General features: G+C 69.3%; 11 protein-coding genes. 5 read left to right on the top strand and 6 right to left on the bottom strand.

Annotated features, from left to right (window positions below; translation table 11 throughout):
* The first annotated feature begins 2 nt into the window (after positions 1-2).
* The 4 genes from HNR20_RS26995 to HNR20_RS26980 all read left to right on the top strand — a co-directional run bounded on the left by HNR20_RS26995 (position 3) and on the right by HNR20_RS26980 (position 3578).
* On the top strand, positions 3-785 hold the full coding sequence (locus HNR20_RS26995; protein WP_184185360.1) for a (Fe-S)-binding protein: 783 nt from the start codon (positions 3-5) through the stop codon (positions 783-785).
* Between the two features lie 17 nt (positions 786-802).
* Complete coding sequence (locus HNR20_RS26990) at positions 803-2236, top strand: lactate utilization protein B (protein WP_184189108.1); 1434 nt, start codon at positions 803-805, stop codon at positions 2234-2236.
* Entirely contained in the window at positions 2218-2856 is a 639-nt protein-coding gene (locus HNR20_RS26985) for a LutC/YkgG family protein (protein ID WP_221309932.1), read from the top strand. Before HNR20_RS26990 ends, HNR20_RS26985 begins: the two co-directional genes overlap by 19 nt.
* A gap of 65 nt (positions 2857-2921) precedes the next feature.
* Positions 2922-3578 carry a GDSL-type esterase/lipase family protein gene (locus HNR20_RS26980; RefSeq protein ID WP_184185358.1) on the top strand — a complete coding sequence of 219 codons (657 nt, stop codon included), beginning with the start codon at positions 2922-2924 and terminating at the stop codon, positions 3576-3578.
* A gap of 99 nt (positions 3579-3677) precedes the next feature.
* On the opposite strand, the gene HNR20_RS26975 is transcribed toward HNR20_RS26980, so the two are convergent.
* The 3 genes from HNR20_RS26975 to HNR20_RS26965 all read right to left on the bottom strand — a co-directional run bounded on the left by HNR20_RS26975 (position 3678) and on the right by HNR20_RS26965 (position 8227).
* Positions 3678-4214 carry a hypothetical protein gene (locus HNR20_RS26975; protein WP_184185356.1) on the bottom strand — a complete coding sequence of 179 codons (537 nt, stop codon included), beginning with the start codon at positions 4212-4214 and terminating at the stop codon, positions 3678-3680.
* Complete coding sequence (locus tag HNR20_RS26970) at positions 4181-7819, bottom strand: ALF repeat-containing protein (protein ID WP_229687286.1); 3639 nt, start codon at positions 7817-7819, stop codon at positions 4181-4183. Before HNR20_RS26970 ends, HNR20_RS26975 begins: the two co-directional genes overlap by 34 nt.
* 138 nt (positions 7820-7957) lie before the next feature.
* Complete coding sequence (locus tag HNR20_RS26965; RefSeq protein ID WP_184185354.1) at positions 7958-8227, bottom strand: hypothetical protein; 270 nt, start codon at positions 8225-8227, stop codon at positions 7958-7960.
* 472 nt (positions 8228-8699) lie between these two features.
* On the opposite strand from HNR20_RS26965, the gene HNR20_RS26960 reads away from it, so the two are divergent.
* The gene (locus HNR20_RS26960) at positions 8700-10985 is read left to right on the top strand and encodes an FG-GAP-like repeat-containing protein (RefSeq protein WP_184185352.1); all 2286 of its coding nucleotides are present in this window, start codon (positions 8700-8702) and stop codon (positions 10983-10985) included.
* A gap of 130 nt (positions 10986-11115) precedes the next feature.
* On the opposite strand, the gene HNR20_RS26955 is transcribed toward HNR20_RS26960, so the two are convergent.
* From HNR20_RS26955 to HNR20_RS26945, 3 genes are all read right to left on the bottom strand, one after another.
* Positions 11116-13203 (bottom strand): NPCBM/NEW2 domain-containing protein, encoded by a 2088-nt coding sequence (locus tag HNR20_RS26955; RefSeq protein ID WP_184185349.1) that lies wholly within the window; start codon positions 13201-13203, stop codon positions 11116-11118.
* A gap of 237 nt (positions 13204-13440) precedes the next feature.
* Positions 13441-14877 (bottom strand): RICIN domain-containing protein, encoded by a 1437-nt coding sequence (locus HNR20_RS26950; protein WP_229687287.1) that lies wholly within the window; start codon positions 14875-14877, stop codon positions 13441-13443.
* Between the two features lie 118 nt (positions 14878-14995).
* On the bottom strand, positions 14996-16435 hold the full coding sequence (locus tag HNR20_RS26945; RefSeq protein ID WP_184185343.1) for a glycoside hydrolase family 43 protein: 1440 nt from the start codon (positions 16433-16435) through the stop codon (positions 14996-14998).
* Positions 16436-16500: the final 65 nt, after the last annotated feature.

Here is a 16500-nt window from a genome sequence, read left to right as displayed (position 1 = left end):
ACATGCGAATAGCCCTGTTCGTCACGTGCCTGGCCGACACCCTGTTCCCCGAGGCGGCCAAGGCGACGGTACGGCTGCTGGAACGGCTCGGTCACGAGGTCGTCTTTCCTCAGGACCAGACCTGCTGCGGGCAGATGCACATCAACACCGGCTATCCGGACGACGCGCTGCGCCTCGTGCGTCGGCACGTGCGGACCTTCGCCCCGTACGACGTGGTGGTGGCCCCGTCCGCCTCGTGCGTCGGCTCGGTGCGCCACCAGCACGCGCTGGTGGCCCGGCGGGCCGGCGACGAACGGTTGGCCAGCCAGGCCGAGGAGATTGCCCGACGCACGTACGAGCTGTCGGAACTGCTCGTCGACGTGCTCGGGCTGACCGACCTGGACGCGTACTACCCGCACCGGGTGACGTACCACCCGACCTGCCACTCGTTGCGGATGATCCGGGTGGGCGACAAGCCACTGCGCTTGTTGCGTGCGGTGCGCGGCCTGGACCTGGTGGAGCTGCCGCAGGCCGAGCAGTGCTGCGGCTTCGGCGGCACGTTCGCGCTGAAGAACGCGGACACCTCGACGGCGATGCTGGCCGACAAGATGCGTCACGTGCTGGCCACCAAAGCCGACGTCTGCACCGCCGGGGACGCCTCCTGTCTGATGCACATCGGCGGAGGGCTGGCCCGACTGCGCACCGGCGTACGGACCGTGCATCTCGCGGAGATCCTGGCCAACACCGAGCCTGCCCCCGCCCCAGCCGGGCGGGCGCAGCGGAAGACCGACGGGGTGCCGGCGTGACCGAGACCTTCCTGGGCATGCCGACCACCGCGCCGCGCGGTGTCGGGCACCTGCGCGGCGACGAGCCCTTCCCGGTCGCGGCCCGGCGCAGCCTCGCCGACGCCCAATTGCGTCGCAACCTTGGCCATGCCACCTCCACCATCCGGGCCAAGTCGGCCGCCGTCATCGACGAGGTCCCCGACTGGCAGGAGCTGCGCGAGGCTGGCAGCGCGATCAAGGCCGACACCATGGCCCGCCTGCCGGAGCTGCTGCAACAGTTGGAGACGGCGGTCGTCGCCGCCGGCGGCACCGTGCACTGGGCGGTCGACGCCGTCGAGGCCAACCGGATCGTCACCGACCTGGTTACCGCCACCGGCACTGACCGGGTAATGAAGGTCAAGTCGATGGCGACCCAGGAGATCGGCCTCAACGAGGCGCTGGAGGCTGCCGGCATCGAACCGGTGGAGACCGATCTCGCCGAGCTGATCGTCCAGCTCGGCCGGGACAAGCCCAGCCACATCCTCGTACCCGCGATCCACCGCAACCGGGCGGAGATCCGCGAGATCTTCCTGCGTGAGATGCCCGGGGTGGACCCGTCGCTGACCGACGAACCCGCGATCCTGGCGGCGGCGGCCCGTCGCCACCTGCGTCGTACATTCCTCAGCACCCGGGTCGCGATCTCCGGGGCGAACTTCGCGGTCGCCGAGACCGGCGCCCTGGCGGTGGTCGAATCCGAGGGCAACGGCCGGATGTGCCTCACCCTGCCGGACACCCTGATCACCGTGATGGGCATCGAGAAGGTCATCCCCACCTGGGCGGACCTGGAGGTGTTCCTGCAACTGCTGCCCCGCGCGTCCACCGGTGAACGGATGAACCCGTACACGTCGATGTGGACCGGTGTCACTCCCGGCGACGGGCCGCAGGACTTTCACCTCGTGCTGCTGGACAACGGCCGTAGCGCGGTGCTCGCCGACGAGGTCGGCCGTCAGGCGCTGCACTGCATCCGTTGCTCGGCCTGCCTCAACGTCTGCCCCGTCTACGAGCGCACCGGTGGCCACGCGTACGGGTCCGTCTATCCAGGACCGATCGGCGCTGTGCTCTCGCCCCAGCTCACCGGCGTCGAGGACAACGCGTCCCTGCCGTACGCCTCCTCGCTCTGCGGCGCGTGCTTCGACGCCTGCCCGGTGAAGATCGACATTCCGTCGATCCTGGTGCACCTGCGCGCGGAGCACGTGACGGCGTACCGGAGCGAGCATCGCCTGCCGAGCGCCGAGGCGGTCACCATGGCCGCCGCCGCGTACACCATGGATCACCTGCCGATGTACGAGGCCGCCCAGCGCGGGTCGCGGCTCGCCCGCTTCGCCGGCCGGCGTGGCCGGGGTCTTCCCCCACCGCTGTCCGGCTGGACCGTCGGCCGCGACCTGCCGCAGCCGCCTCCGCAGACCTTCCGCGAATGGTGGACGCAACGATGACCTCCCGCGAGTTGATCCTCGGTCGGCTGCGTGCGGCTCTCGGCCCGCCACCGGGCTCCCCCGGTGAGGTCGCGCGGGACTATCGACCGGCTGGCGGTGCCGTGCACCTCGACGTCCTGGTGCACCGGCTCACCGACTACCGGGCGTCGGTGCACCAGTGCTCCGACGACGAGGTGGCGCAGGTCGTCGACGCGATTCTCGGCGGACGGCGGGTCGTCATTCCGGCGGGGCTGCCCCGGCACTGGCTGCCCGACACCGTCGAGGCGCTCACCGACGACGGTCTCCCGGCCGACGAGATCGCCACCGCCGACGGGGTGGTCACCGCAGCGGCGGTGGCGATCGCCGAGACCGGGACCGTCATCCTCGACGCGGCCGCCGACCAGGGTCGGCGGGTGATCACGCTCCTGCCCGACGTGCACATCTGTGTGCTGCGTGTCGACCAGGTCGTCGCGGGGGTGCCGGACGCCCTCGCGCGCCTCGATCCCCGCCGCCCACTCACCTGGATCAGTGGTCCATCAGCCACCAGTGACATCGAGCTCAACCGCGTCGAGGGCGTCCACGGCCCCCGCAACCTGCACGTGGTGATCGTCCCGCGCGGTACACACCACTCCGGTGGGTAGGCCCTCGGCTGCCACACTCCCCCACCGGATTGCCATGCGCTCCATTGCATAGATATGCTCTGCGCATGCTCCCCCCCGATCAGAAGGAGCCCGGCACGACGGGATCGCGGCGCGACCTGCGGGTGTGCTTCTTCGGCGACTCGTTCACGGTCGGGGTTGGCGATCCGTCCGGTGCGGGCTGGGTCGGGCCCGTGGCCGCTGCCGCCCGGGCGCAAGGCCATGACCTGACCGTCTACAACATGGGCGTTCGCCGGGACACATCCCTGGACGTGGCCCAACGCTGGCTTCCTGAAGCCCGTGTCCGCCTCAAGGACGGGCAGGCTTTCGGGGTCGTGTTCGCGTTCGGTACCAACGACGTGGACATGCAACTCGGCCAGGTTCGCGTCCCGCCGGACCGATCCCTCGCGCTGCTTGCCGCGATGCTCGACGACGCCCACGCCGAACGGTGGCACACGCTTGTCGTGGGGCCGCCGCCCGTGCAGGACCGGCAGGCAAGCAGACGGGCAGCCGATCTCGCCGCCGCGATGGCGCAGGTGTGCGCCGCCCGGAACGTGCCGTTCGTCGATGTCACGGCGCTCTCCGCAGACCTGGCCTGGAGCCAGGAGGTCGCTGCGGGTGACGCCTACCATCCGTCCACGGCTGGTTATGCCCGCCTCGCCGCCCTGGTGGAGCCGGTTGTCCTGCGATGGCTGGCCGATATGCCAGCGCACCTGACGAGGTAATCAACACGAACGTCCCGGTCGGCCGATCGCCCCGATCACGGTGCCGAGGCACGCGGCCTCGTCATGACGGAACGAGGCGACAACTCCGAAGGCCAGTAGTCAGGCATTTGCCCGGCGGTCGTCGGCGGTGCCGCTCTCATCTTCGGTCCATTTTGCCGACAGGTCGGCAGAAACCACCTTGATAACACCACCGGTCATCTTTATTTCGTGACTACACCCCTTTTCGTGAGGCAGCAGTTCGTCGAGTTGCAGCTCTCCGAGCCGCCGGATTTCGGGCCACCCGTACTGCCCACGGGAGGCCGTTACTTCGACGCTGAAATCCACAACGTCGGCGTACGTGATCCGAAGGCCCTGCTCCCGGGTGAAGTCATTCAGAGCGAAGAACAACTCGAGCGTCAACTCGTCACTCTGGTCCGCCGCACTCATCCGGGTGGACTTCAGGTCCTTCACGCAGCGGGGACTGTGGATGTTGTAGTGCCCGGGGTCAGTGGCGAAGGCCGCGGCGCCCGGCGGCAACTCCCCCGAGTGCTGGGCAAGCCAGTCGAGGTACTCGGTCGGGTCGTGCAGGTAGCCGGTGCCCGTCCATTCGACCTTCACATACTTCACCCGCAGGCCTCGATCCGCGTTCGCTTCCACGAGTCGCCCTTGACGCTATCAGAATCCCGCAGCTGTCCGCTGCGGCGCATGTAATCGACCGCGTAACCCTTGAGAATGTTCTCCAACTCACGAGGCGGATTGGCGGGGATGGGCAGGGAGTGCTTCGAGAACCACCCGTTGCTACCGAAGAAGCCGTATTCCCTACCCTGGTAGTAGACGTGAATCTCGAAACTGGCCTGACCACCGTTGCTCTGGTATTTATCCAGCCGTCCGGTGTAGTCACCGACGAACCGTAGCGGATCCTTTTTATCCGCAAGAACTGCCAGGACTGGGGCCCGCTCACCGGCGGTTGACCCTTCGATCCGCCCTCCCGGCACGACAGGGCAACCGGTCTTTTTACCGAACTTGCGCAGTTCCCGGAGCAAATCCACGCCGCGCTTGCCACCCGCGACCCAGCCGATTCCCGGAATCATCGCGAACAGCGAGGTGAAGCCACCTTCGACGTCGCCCTCCAGGAACGCGATGACCGCGTCCAAGGCGTCGCACGGCTCGCCGATGACGGGTACGAATCCGCAGATAGTCAGGACGAGCTGGACGACGCGCTTGTCCTCCTCGTTGCTGTCCCGGTATTGCTCGATCACGCCGTCACAGATCGCACCGTGCCCGAACTGGGTCGTGCACCAGTTGTCACCACGGTTGAGGGCGTCCAGCAGCGGATCTTTGCAGGCACCGTGCAGATAGAGGGCAAGGTTGCACTCGGTGCGACCCGGGTCTGGCTGGTTGGCCCGGCGGCGCTCCTCCGCTTCCGCCCGCTGCTTGTCGACTGCCGCCTGCAACGCCTCGGTGGCGAACTGGCGTGCCTCGGCCGCGCTCTTGGCGGCGTCCTCGGCGGATTGTCGCGCGCGGGCCGCTGCGTCAGCCGCCGATGCGGCGTAGTGCTGGGCGCGCGCCGCCGAGTTTGTTGCGGCCGTGGCCGACCGCTGCGCGGACGCGGCAGAAGCCTTGGCCGACTCCGCCGCCGCAGCAGCGCGCTGGGCGGATGCCGCAGCAGCCGCCGCCGATTGCCGCGCTGCGGCCGCGGACTGGCTCGCCCGCTCGGCGAAGACCGCCGCCTGGTTCGCCGACGCGGTTGCCTGCCGGGCATATTCCGCCGCCTCGTCCGCTGCGTCGCGCGCCCGGGCCGCAGCCTCCGCCGCGCGGGCGGCATCCACCCGCGCCTGCGCCGCCACCCTGGAAGCCTCGGCCACCATGGAGCGCATCTTTGCCACGTGCGCTGCGGTCGCCTCGTCCCGCTCCCGTGCCTTGTGCTGCGCAACGTCCAGGAAGTGCCGCAGCGCGGCACGGGTGCCGGAGAGGGCGATCGTGGCCGCCGACTTGACTTCCGGTCCGCCAGCGCTCATCAGCTGCGCCACGGCGATCCGGTCGTCCTGCTCCGCCGCGGCGTACCGGCCCTTGCGTATGAACTCCAGCCGGTCCGCGGCGGTGCCGTTAAGTGCAGTCTGCGCAGCCGTCCGCATCGTCGGCCCACCGGCGGTGATGAGTTGACCGATCAGGATCCGGTCGTCCTGTTCCTTGCCCACATATTCACGGGTCGTCAGCCACTGCTGCACGTCGGCGTCCGAACCGAACAGCGCTGTCTCCGCCGCCTGCTTGATCGCCGGCTTGGTAGCCGTATCCGCCAGGTGCGCCACGATGGCGCGGTTGTCCTGGGCCTCCGCGAGCGCCAGCCCGGTCGTGACGAAGTGCCGCACGTCGAGTTCAGAGCCGAGCAGCGCGTCCTCCGCCGCGACTCGGGTCCATGATCCTCCGGTTTGCAGCAGCCGGCCGGCGACCTGCCGGCCGTTGCGCAGCACCACCTCCGCGGACGCCCCGGGTGCAGTGGCCTCGGCCAGCCACTGCCGGACCTCCGCGTCCCGACGGATTTGTTCGGCGTCGTCCCACGCGGCCCGCGCGAGTTGCGCCTCCTCCTCCTTACGGGCAGTCTCCGCATCCAGCGTGGCTTCCACCGTCTGCACGGCCAACCGCTGCGCGTCGGCCTCCCGGGCGTTCTCCTCCACCTGTTCGGCCTGCCCGGCGGCGGTCCCGGCGGTCTCGGCCGCGGTCAGCGCGTTACGCGCGTGCAGCAGCGCCTTCTGTGCCGCGTACTCTGCCTGGCCGGCGTGCTCCGCGGCCTCGTCGGCCGCTGCGGCAGCGTTGTCCGCGTGGGTGGCGGCACTGCGCGCGGCTGCTGCCGCCTGACCCGCAGCGGTCGCGGCCCTGCGGGCCTGCGTCGCCGCTTCACCCGCCGCCCGCTGTGCCTCTCCTGCCTTGCGTCGCGCGAGCGCGGCGGCCTGACGGGCCTTGGCCGCCTCGGCCTGCGACAGCCCCGAATGCGCCGCCGCGTCCTCCGCCGCCGCCGCAGCCAGCAGCGCGTTCGCCATGGCACCCGCCGCCGCGAGTACGGCGCCGTCCGACGCAGCTGAGGCCCGTTGCGATGCCTCCGACGCCTCTGCCGCCTGCCGGGCCTGTACCGCAGCGTTCCGCGCCACCTGTGCCGCGTCGCGCGCCTGCTGCGCCTTGCCGGCGTCCGTTGCCGCATTGGACGCGGCGGTGTTCGCCCGGGCAGCGGCGCTGCCGGCCAGTGCTGCGGCCCGGGCGGCCCGCGCCGCAGCTCCGGAGGCCACCCGTGCCGCGTTGCTCGCGGCATTTGCGGCCCCGATCGCCCGCTGCGCCGCGTTGGCGGCCCGGCCTGCCGCGTCGGCCGCCCGACTGGCGGCGGCAGCGGCACCCCGCGAATCCTGTCCGGCCTCCTGAGTCTCCCGCGCCGCCCGCTGCGCTGCCTCCTTCGCCAGCCGGGCCGACTCCACGGCCTGCGCCGCAGCCTGCTCGGCCTGCAGTGTCTCCTGCGCGGCGAGTGTGCCGGCCTCGCGGGCCAGCTGGACGAGTTGGGTGATGGTCTCGGTTTCCTCGTCCCGGGCGCGAGCCAGGTGCTGGCCGCGCAGCAGAAACTCGCGGACGTCCTCCCGGGTGCCGCCGAGAGCGACCTGTGCGGCGGCCTTCACCGCCGGGCCGCCGCCCGTCATGATCTGACCCACCCGGATCCGGTCGTCTACTTCACGGGAGACGTACTGGCCGGCGGAGAGGAACTCGGTGAGGTCCTCCTCGGTGCCATTCAGCGCGGTCTCCCCGGCGCGCTTGGTGGTCGCCCCACCAGCCGCCATCACCTGGCCGACCCGGATTCGCTCGTCGACGACCCAGGCCACTTCCCAACCGCCGCTGAGGAACGTCGAGCGTTCCTCCGCCGAGCCGGCCAGTGCCGTCTGGGCCGCCTGCTTGATCGTCGGCCCGCCCAGACCGCCGTACTCCTCGACGCGAACCAGGTCGTCCTGCGCCCACGCCTCGCCGAACCCGTCCTCAAGGAACCGGGCGACATCGTCGTCGGTGCCGGCAAGTGCTGCGGCCGCCGCCCGCGCGACGTTGCCGTCGCCAAGCCGCATGGCCAGCAGTACCTGGTACCGGTTGGCCCGAGTGTCATCCGGAACGTCTGCCCGGGCCGGTGCGTTCAACAGCCCGGCTCCGACCACTGTGGCCAGTAGGCCGGCGAGGATTTTTGCCCTGATCCGCGGACCGGCACTGGCCGACCGCCAGAATCGAGACTCGTTCACAAGATCCCCCGATGCTTCGAAGCGAGTGGAAACGCGATCGGCAACGGACTTGATGTCCGAGGCCGGGTTGACCAGTGGTAGCGGGCGTCGTCGGCCGACCGGAGCGCCGTCCGCGGAGGCGCCCGAATGACCGGAAGGTCAGGATGCCGTGTACGGGTAGCGAAGTTTGAGGAGGACCGCGTCACCCTCACTTGCTCCGACACAGACCGGCTGAAGCTCACCAGGATCGCCCTTTTCGGGCTTGACCACGCTCGGGTCGCCCGGGTCGCCCGGGTCGCCCGGGTCGTCGGCTGGCGGCACCGCCGTGGAGCGGAAGCTTGGGCTGCCCGGGAGCGTCAGATAGTTGCTCTGCACCAGGATGAGGTCTGCCGGCGGGTTGTTCGGGCTGGCGCCGTAGTTAACCAGCATGATTCGCCCATCGCCCATGTGTAGCGCGCTGCACCGTCGGGCAAGCACCTCGGCCGCCGCGGCGGGCTGCACCGCCAGCGATCAGGGCAGTAAGAGACCTCGAAAATACGCCCACAGCATCATCCCCCGTCCATACGCCGTGGCGACAGCCGCCCAATGTGGAATTGGCCGACCGCCTCGATCCGCCGCACTCGCCGACGAATCGACCGCAGTCTACGGATCAGGTTTCGGGTTGGCCAGAGCGCTCGATGGCTACCTGTCGAAACACGGCGGACCGCAAGTGTCAGTGCCGGCCGGCTGGAACCGGTACGTGGGACTGACACCCGCGCGATTCGCGCGTTTTCTCCTCATGGGTCTCGCCCACCTTGAAGACATGGATAGCCTTCGACCATCAGTTCGACGTCGGATCGGCCCACCTGGCTGACGGAGGAACATCTTGTTCGGTAGGCCTGCACGCGCCTGGGGCGGTGCCATGGCGGTGGCTGGGCTGGCCGCCGGAGTCCTCGCCGGCAGCAGCGCATCCGCGGTCTCGGGCGGCCAGGACGTCCCGGACGGCGGCTACCCGTTCACCGCCAAAGTGACCTTCGGAGACCTGCACAGCTGCACCGGTGCTCTGGTCGCCAGCCGGTGGGTCCTCACGGCGAAGTCCTGCTTCACCGACGGGACGGCGGCGGTCGCCGAGGGTGCGCCGAGCCGCCCCACGAGCGTCCTGGTGGGGCGGACGAATCTCGCCGGTGCCTCAGGGCATCGCCTGGCGGTCTCCACCCTGGTTCCGCACCCGACCCGCAACGTCCTGCTCGCGGAGCTGTCCGCACCGGTCACCGACGTCACGCCGATACCCTGGTCCAGCGCACCGCCCACCTCGGCGGAGACCCTGCGAGTTACCGGCTACGGTCGTACCGCGACCGAGTGGGTGCCCGACCGGCTGCACACTGCCACCTTCACCGTCGGCGCAGTAGGCGCGACGACCATGGACGTCACCGGCACCTCCGCTGCGGCCACGATCTGCAAGGGTGACGGGGGCGGCCCGGCCTTCCGCGAGACGGACGCCGGCATCGACCTGGTAGCGATCAACAACACGAGCTGGCAACAGGGCTGCCTCGGCGAGACCGAAACCCGTACCGGCGCCACCCAGACCCGCCTCGACGACCTGGGCGACTGGTTCCGGGAAACCGTCCGTCTCCAGCCCTACGCGCTGTCCAACACCGTTGCCGGAGAGTTCACCCGCGATGGACGCGACGACCTGATAGCTGTAGAGCCGGGCACCGGCAAGCTCTGGCTCTATCCCGGCACGTCCGTGGACCGGGTCTGGGGCGAGCGAATCCAGCTTGAGCCGGAGACCAACTGGAGCGGCTACCGAGACCTCGTCTCCGGTCAGTTCGACGGCGACGCCTACGACGATTTGCTCGGCATAGAGGTGTCCACCAACACGCTGTGGCTGTTCCCGGGCACCGCCGACGGCAGCGGGTTCGGAGACCGCCTGGTGGCCGGCTCGAATTGGCAGGACCTGACCGACCTGGTCGCCGGCCGGTTCAACAGGGACGCCTACGAGGACCTGGCCGGCATCCAGCTCTCCACCGGCAAGCTACTCATGTTCCCGGGCACTTCGGCCGGAGGCACACTGTGGGGCGGCGTGACGGAGATCGGCTTCAGCGGGTGGACGGCCAAGCGCGAACTGGTCGCAGGTCGTTTCAACCGCGACAGCTACGACGACCTCTTGGCGCTGGACAAGAGCAGCGGTGATATCCACATGTACCCGGGCACCCCGACCGGTGGATCGACCTGGGGACAGCTGGCCACCACTCAGACCGGAGGCAGAGGGCTGACCGCGCTCGCGGCCGGCAGGCTCAACCCGGACGGCTACGACGACCTGGTCGCCGTCGAGAATGAGCAGGTCTGGCTGTACCCCGGCACGGCCGCCGGCGGCTCGCTCGGCGCCCGTGTCCAGCCCGTCGGGCGGATTCCCGTCATGCAGCCGCACGGTCTGCTGGAGTCGGTCACCGGCGAATTCAACCGCGACGAGCACGCCGACCTGATCAGCGTCGAGAAGGGCACCGGTCGGCTGTGGCTCTACCCGGGTACCGGCGCCGGCACCTGGGGTCCTCGAGTCGGCGTCGGCGCCGGCTGGAGCGGCTATCGAGATCTCACTGTCGGTCGGTTCAACGGAGACAACTTCGACGACCTGCTCGCCATGGAAATCAGCACGGGCAGCCTGTGGCTCTATCCCGGCACGGCGACCGGCACCTTCTGGGGTAGTCGTGGTACGACGCCGGTCGGCTTCAACTGGCTGGGGCTGGAGCGGCTGACCGCGGGTCGCTTCAACGGTGACGCGTACGACGACGTGGTGGCCGTGGAGAAGTCCACCGGGAAGCTGCGCCTCTACCCGGGCACCGCTGCCGGCAGCAGTTGGGGTGCGAGCAGCATCATCGACTCCGGCGACTGGAACGCCCTCGGCGCGGTGGTGGGTGGCCGGTTCAACCGGGACGCGTACGACGACCTGATGGCCGTGGAGAAGTCCACCGGCAAGGTGTGGCTCTACCCCGGCACCGCTGGGGGCGGCTCCTTCGGCAGCAGGGTCGAGGTCTTCGGCAGCGGCTGGGCGGGCAGTAATGAGCTCGCCTCTCTCCGCTTCGATCAGGACGGTTACGACGACCTCGTCGCGGGCGAGGCAGCCACGGGGCAGGTCTGGGTCTACCCCGGCACTACCACTGGCGGCCAAGTATGGGGCGACCCCACCGAGTTTGGGCCAATCTCCTGAACGGCACGACGACGAGCTGCACTACGGCCAGGGCGGCCACGCTGCCCTGGCCGGCGTCCGACGTGACCGCGGCTCTGGCCAGGGCTTAACCCCCGGCCAGAGCCTCGGTCACACTACGACTGGCCAGGCGTCAGCAGCTGGCGTTCAGGCCGGCCCAGTTGGCGCGGTCGTTGTAGCCGCCGTCGCCGCCGTCGCCGACCAGCAGGTCGAGCACCCGGACGCCGGTCAGGTCGACGTCGACCTGACGGATGTCGTCACGGGTCAGCACGCCGCTGTCGAACAGGACCCGACCGTCGCCGACCACCTGGAAGGTCGAGGTGGCCCCCTCGGGACCGACGTTGCGTACCGCGTCGTCCAGGCCGACGGTCGCGGTCAGCCGGTCGCACTTGTCGCCCACGTAGTAACGGACCGTGGAGGGGGAGGCGACGCCGAGGCCGGTCGGGTACACCTGGCCGATCATGCTGATCGGCGACCCGCCGCCGACGCTCTGGTCGACCGTCGGGGTCATCCAACCGCTGGTGGCACTGATCCACGTGTGGTGGGACAGCACGACGTCACCGGCCGGCGGCGCCGGGGCGACCACCACCGTCGACACCGACGTCTGACGCGACGTGCCGCGCCCGAGGACTTCGTATGACGTGGTGGCGGTCAACGCGGCGTCGCCGGGAGCGGCGGTGGCCGGGAGGGTCACCGTGAAGGCGAAGGTGGTGGACCGACCTGGCGCGAGCACGATCGGCGCCCCGCTGAGTGCCCGGACCGTCCAGCCAGCCGGCGCGGCGAGACCAACCTGCGGCTTGAGTACGGGCAGCAGGCCGTCGTTGCGTACGACAACCTCGACCCGCGCCTGGTCACCGCCGCCGACCACGGGTGCGGTCCCCTCCGGCGTGGCGGAGTTACCGACCTTGGTGACCTGCGGCAGGCCGGCGGTCACGTGCGGAGTGCCCGGCAGACCGCGCGCCGGGGCGACCCGGAGCAGTGCGGCGCCGTGCGCCGGAACCGCGGCGCTGAGGGTGCCCGCGCTCTCGGTGACCTGGTTGGTCCACGCGTTCTTCACGGTGAAGCGGGCTCCGGACAGGCCGACGGACGAGGCCTTCGTGGTGATGATCTTCGAGCTCTCACCGCGGTTGAGCAGCACCACGGCGCGGTCACCGTTGGCCAGGCGCTTGACCCAGGTCTCGGTCGTGCCGGCGGGGCCGACGCGGACGGCCTGGACACCGGCAGGGTCCTGGTTGATCGCCAGGACCTCGGGGTCGGTGAGCGTGTCGATCGAGGCCTGGCTGAGCTTACGGATGTCGCTCCCGATCACCAGCGGCGCGGCGGCCGCGGACCAGAGCGTCATCTGCGTCCGGAACTCCTCCTCGGACATGCCGAGCCCGGGAGCCAGGTAGTCCGGGTCGTTGAAGTGACCCGGTCCGGCGACCTCGGGGTGCCGCGCGTTCGCGTCGTAGTTGCGCAGCACGTCCTTGAACTTGATGTCACCGACGAAACCCACGTCGGTGTAGGTCCGCCAGGACTGTGCGATCTGGGGGGCATAGGTCCAGGAGTACGTCGACTGCTGCTCCTCCGGGTAGTTGCCCCAGTCCGGGGAGGTCACCGGGTTGCACAGGTTGAAGATGATCGGCCGCTTGCTGGCGTTGTTCCGCAGCGCCTGGGCGAACTCGGTGTAGGCGGTCTTCGGGTCCAGGTCGGCGGCGATCCCGCAGAGGAAGTCCACCTTCACCGCGTCGAACTCCAGGGCGGCGAAGTGGTTCGCGTCGCGCTGGTAGTAGCCGCCGCCGCTGCCGAGCCCGCACTTGCCGGGGATGTACGGACCGGCGTCGGTGTAGATGCCCGCCTTCAGGCCCTTGGAGTGGATGTAGTCGACCAGCGGCTTGAGCCCGTTCGGGAAACGAGTCCGGTCGGCCTGCAGGTCACCGGCGGCCGTACGCGGCTCCGGGTCCTGCCAACCGCCGTCCAGCCAGACGATGTCGTAGCCGGCCTTGGCCAGGCCACGGCTGACGATCGAGTCGGCAACCTCCCGGACGGACTCCTCGGAGAAGTTGCCGCCGAGGCCGAAGTAGGTGTTCCAGCCCTGGTAGGGCGTGGGGCTCAGCACCTGCTGGGGTGCCGGTTTGGTGGTAACCACAGCGTCTTTCGCGGCTGCGGCGTGGGCCGGGGCGGGCACGATCAGCAGGCTGGCCGTGACGGCGGTCAGGGCGGTGATCAGATGTCGTCTCACACGGGGTTCCTTCGCAGCAGTGGGACCCGTACTCCTGGGTTGTTTCGATCGATCTTGCAATCGGTTACGCGTGGGTGTCAATATTATTTAATAAATTATGTTCTGCGGGATGCACGTGCTGTCCACGGGCGCACGGGTGTCGGCGTCGGTACCGCACGTACCCCCGGTCACCGAGCGCCAGCTCATGACCGGGGGTACGTGGGCCGCCGTGGTTCGGTGGCTACGTCGAGACGACCGTTAGACGGCCGTGCGCGACCACTGCTGGTTGGCGCCGGCGTTGCACGGATACTGCTTGAGGATCACGCCGTCGGCGGTCGACGCGGCGGGTACGTCCACGCATTTGCCGCTGTGTCGTGCCCGGAGCTGGAAGTAGCTGCCGTTGGCGACCATCTGGAACTGCTGGTTGGTGCCGGTGCCACAGGTGTACTGGATGAGCTCGGCACCGTCGGCGGTCGAAGCGCTCACCACATCAAGGCACCTTCCGCTGTGCCGGCTGATGATGCGCCAGTGGCCGCTGCCGGCGTCCTGGAACTGCCACTGCTGCCACGCATTGCCGCCGTAGGTGTACTGGCCGACGCGCGCGCCGTTGTCGGTGTTCGGTGACTGGACGTCCATGGCCTTGCCGCTGTGCCGCACGGCGATCCTGTAGACCGTTCCCGTCGCTGGTGGAGGCGTCGTGGGGCCACCCTCGATGGTGTCGCCCCACGCATACCGGATCCGGTCAGCGCCGGAGGTGTTGCGGACGGTCAGGTTGAGGTTGGTGCCGCTGCCGCTGAGGGAGAACATCGAGTAGCCGTCGTAACCGATGCTGCCGGGCTTGCCGCCGAGGGCGGGCCAGTAGGTGCCGCCCATGTGGTTGTCGCGCATGACCTGGGCCATGGCGCGGATGTGGCGTACGAAGTTGTCCGCGCTGCTCGCGTCGGCGTAGTTGCGGCCGTCGTGCATGGGAGCGCCGAACTCGGTCGCGACCGCGCGGGAGGCGCAGTTGCCGAGGCGGGTCTGGATGTGGCTGCGGAAGGCGTCGTAGGTCATCGCGCCGTAGAAGAAGGCGTAGTGGTGGAAGGACAGCAGCGTCGGGTTGAAGCGGGTGTCGTTGCAGATGTCGCGCAGGTCCTGGCTGTAGCCGGTGCCGCCGATGAGCACCCGGCCGGGCACCGCCGAGTAGTGGTAGCTGAGCCAGTTCGCCGCGATGTCGCGCCACTCCGCCGAGCTGTATCCGTGCGGCTCGTTCATGGGCTCGAAGTAGACGTTGGTGTTCGCGCCGTACGAGTTGGTCACCGTGGACCACATCGCGTTCCACGCGGCGAGGTTCGTGATTCTGCCGCCGGAGGCGGCACCGTCCTCCCAGTAGGCGAGGATGACCTTGAATCCGCGGGCGGTGGCGGCGTCGATGGCGCCTCGATACGCCTCCCACCATGCCGTCCCCACCGTGTGGGTGTTGATGGGCAGCCGGACGGTGTCGACCCCCATCGTGGAGGCCAAGTCGTCGTAGAGGGCATTGGCCTTGGCCCGCACTGTCGCGTTGCTGTCGGACGAGCTCAGGCCCTGCACGACGAGCGGGCTGGTGCTGAAGTTGTCACCCAACACCGCCCAGTTCATGCCTCGGAACTGGGCGGTGGCGGCGGTGACCGGCGACGACGTGACCGTGACGACGACGCCAACCATCGCAGTCATCGCGGTCACCAGGGCGATCAGTAGACGGCGCGACGACCGGGTGCTCCGCGAGAGGTGACCACGGGACGACTTGCTCCGCGTCATGACGTGTCCAATCGGTGTGGGCCGCAGTCGGAGTTCAGTTGGTCATGCGGAAGGTGGCGTCGGCGCGACTCTGCGCATCGGGGATCGGATCGAGCCGGAGCAGGTAGTTGTAGTGCCGGATGTAGCGGTCCGGGTGGCTGTAGGACTGCAACGATGTCCACGAGGAGTTGGCGAGGCCGGCGACTTGCCGGAACGTGGCGTCGGCGGCGAAGGTGGCGGTGCCGTCGTTGGCTTCCAGCCGGAAGTCGAACCCGTAGTGGCGCAGGTAGTGGCCCGGGAAGTTCACCGATTGGATGGAGACCGTGCCGGAGCCGACCAGACCCGGCACCACCCGCCACTGGCCGTCCTGGGCGGGGCTGACATTCGGGTCGATGCGGACGTCGTAATCGGCGTGCCGTACGAACCGGTCCTGGAGGTTGTACGACTGGATGCGGTTGACCGCGGTGGTGGGCCAGCGGGCCAGCAGGCGGTTCTGCTCGGCGGCGGTCAGGTTGAGGATCGAACCGTGCCGTTTTTTGGTGCCGCCCATGGCGTACGAGCCGGATGCCGGCAGTCGGAAGCCGCCCGGGCTCGACGGATCGGTGCTCAGGACGGGCAGGTAACCGCGCCCGGTGGAGTACTGGTCAAGGTAGAGAACCCACTCGTTGCGGGAGTTGAATTTCATCCACATCGGGCCTTCGACCTGTGAGCCCGTCAGCCCGATGCCGGACAGGTTCCCGAGGTTCGTCCAGGCGCCGAGGATGGAGTTGCTGCCTTCGATGGCGAGCTGGCCGTCCCGGGAGGCGCGGACGTAACGGTAGGCGCCGACGCCGGCCGGCAGCTCGACGATCTGGGTGTCGATGATCTCCTGGCTGCCACGCCGGCTGATGTAGACCTGCGGCGTGGTGATGCTGCGGAAGTTCGCCGTGCGGGCGTAGTAGATGCGGTGCTTGGTCACCCCGTTGAGCGGGACGTTCGTCGCCCAGTAGAGGACGTAGTCGCCGGTGGCCGGGTTCCAGATCGCCTCCGGAGCCCAGGCATTGCGTCCGTCCGGGATCGCGCCGGCGACGTTGAGCAGCCACGGCGCTGACCAGTTGACCAGATCGGTGGACTCCCACACGACGAGGTTGCGACTGCCGTTGTTGATGGCGGTCGACCAGTCCTGACCGCAGCCGATGCACAGATCGGTGGCGATCATCCAGTACCGGTCGCCGCCCGGCGAGCGGACCAGGGCGGGGTCGCGCACGCCGCGGGTGCCGACGGTCGAACGCAGCACGAGCCCGCCGTTGTTGAGGTCCGTCCAGCGCAGGCCGTCGGTGCTGTGGGCGAGGTAGATCTGTTGGTCGGTCGACGACTCGCCGGTGAAGTGCGCCATCACATAGCCGACGGTCGGGTCGAGCGCCGCCGCCTCCTTCGGCGTTGCCGCCGACCAAGTGGCGAACAGCAGGCACGCGGCGACCGACACCGCGCAGAACCGGGCGATGACTCTCGACATGGGTCCTTCTCCTTCGCGGAGGGTCGACGGAAGAACAATCCGGCCCAGGACGCCAAGGTCCTGGG

This window comes from Micromonospora parathelypteridis (assembly GCF_014201145.1).
Lineage (GTDB): Bacteria > Actinomycetota > Actinomycetes > Mycobacteriales > Micromonosporaceae > Micromonospora > Micromonospora parathelypteridis.
This window is presented reverse-complemented; position numbering and strand designations above follow the sequence as displayed.

Coding starts and splice junctions, on each gene's coding strand:
- HNR20_RS26960 (WP_184185352.1), top strand. CDS start 8,700: ATGGCGGTGGCTGGGCTGGCCGCCGGAGTCCTCGCCGGCAGCAGCGCA.
- HNR20_RS26965 (WP_184185354.1), bottom strand. CDS start 8,227: ATGCTGGTTAACTACGGCGCCAGCCCGAACAACCCGCCGGCAGACCTC.
- HNR20_RS26985 (WP_221309932.1), top strand. CDS start 2,218: ATGGTGGACGCAACGATGACCTCCCGCGAGTTGATCCTCGGTCGGCTG.
- HNR20_RS26980 (WP_184185358.1), top strand. CDS start 2,922: ATGCTCCCCCCCGATCAGAAGGAGCCCGGCACGACGGGATCGCGGCGC.
- HNR20_RS26990 (WP_184189108.1), top strand. CDS start 803: ATGCCGACCACCGCGCCGCGCGGTGTCGGGCACCTGCGCGGCGACGAG.
- HNR20_RS26945 (WP_184185343.1), bottom strand. CDS start 16,435: ATGTCGAGAGTCATCGCCCGGTTCTGCGCGGTGTCGGTCGCCGCGTGC.
- HNR20_RS26950 (WP_229687287.1), bottom strand. CDS start 14,877: ATGACTGCGATGGTTGGCGTCGTCGTCACGGTCACGTCGTCGCCGGTC.
- HNR20_RS26995 (WP_184185360.1), top strand. CDS start 3: ATGCGAATAGCCCTGTTCGTCACGTGCCTGGCCGACACCCTGTTCCCC.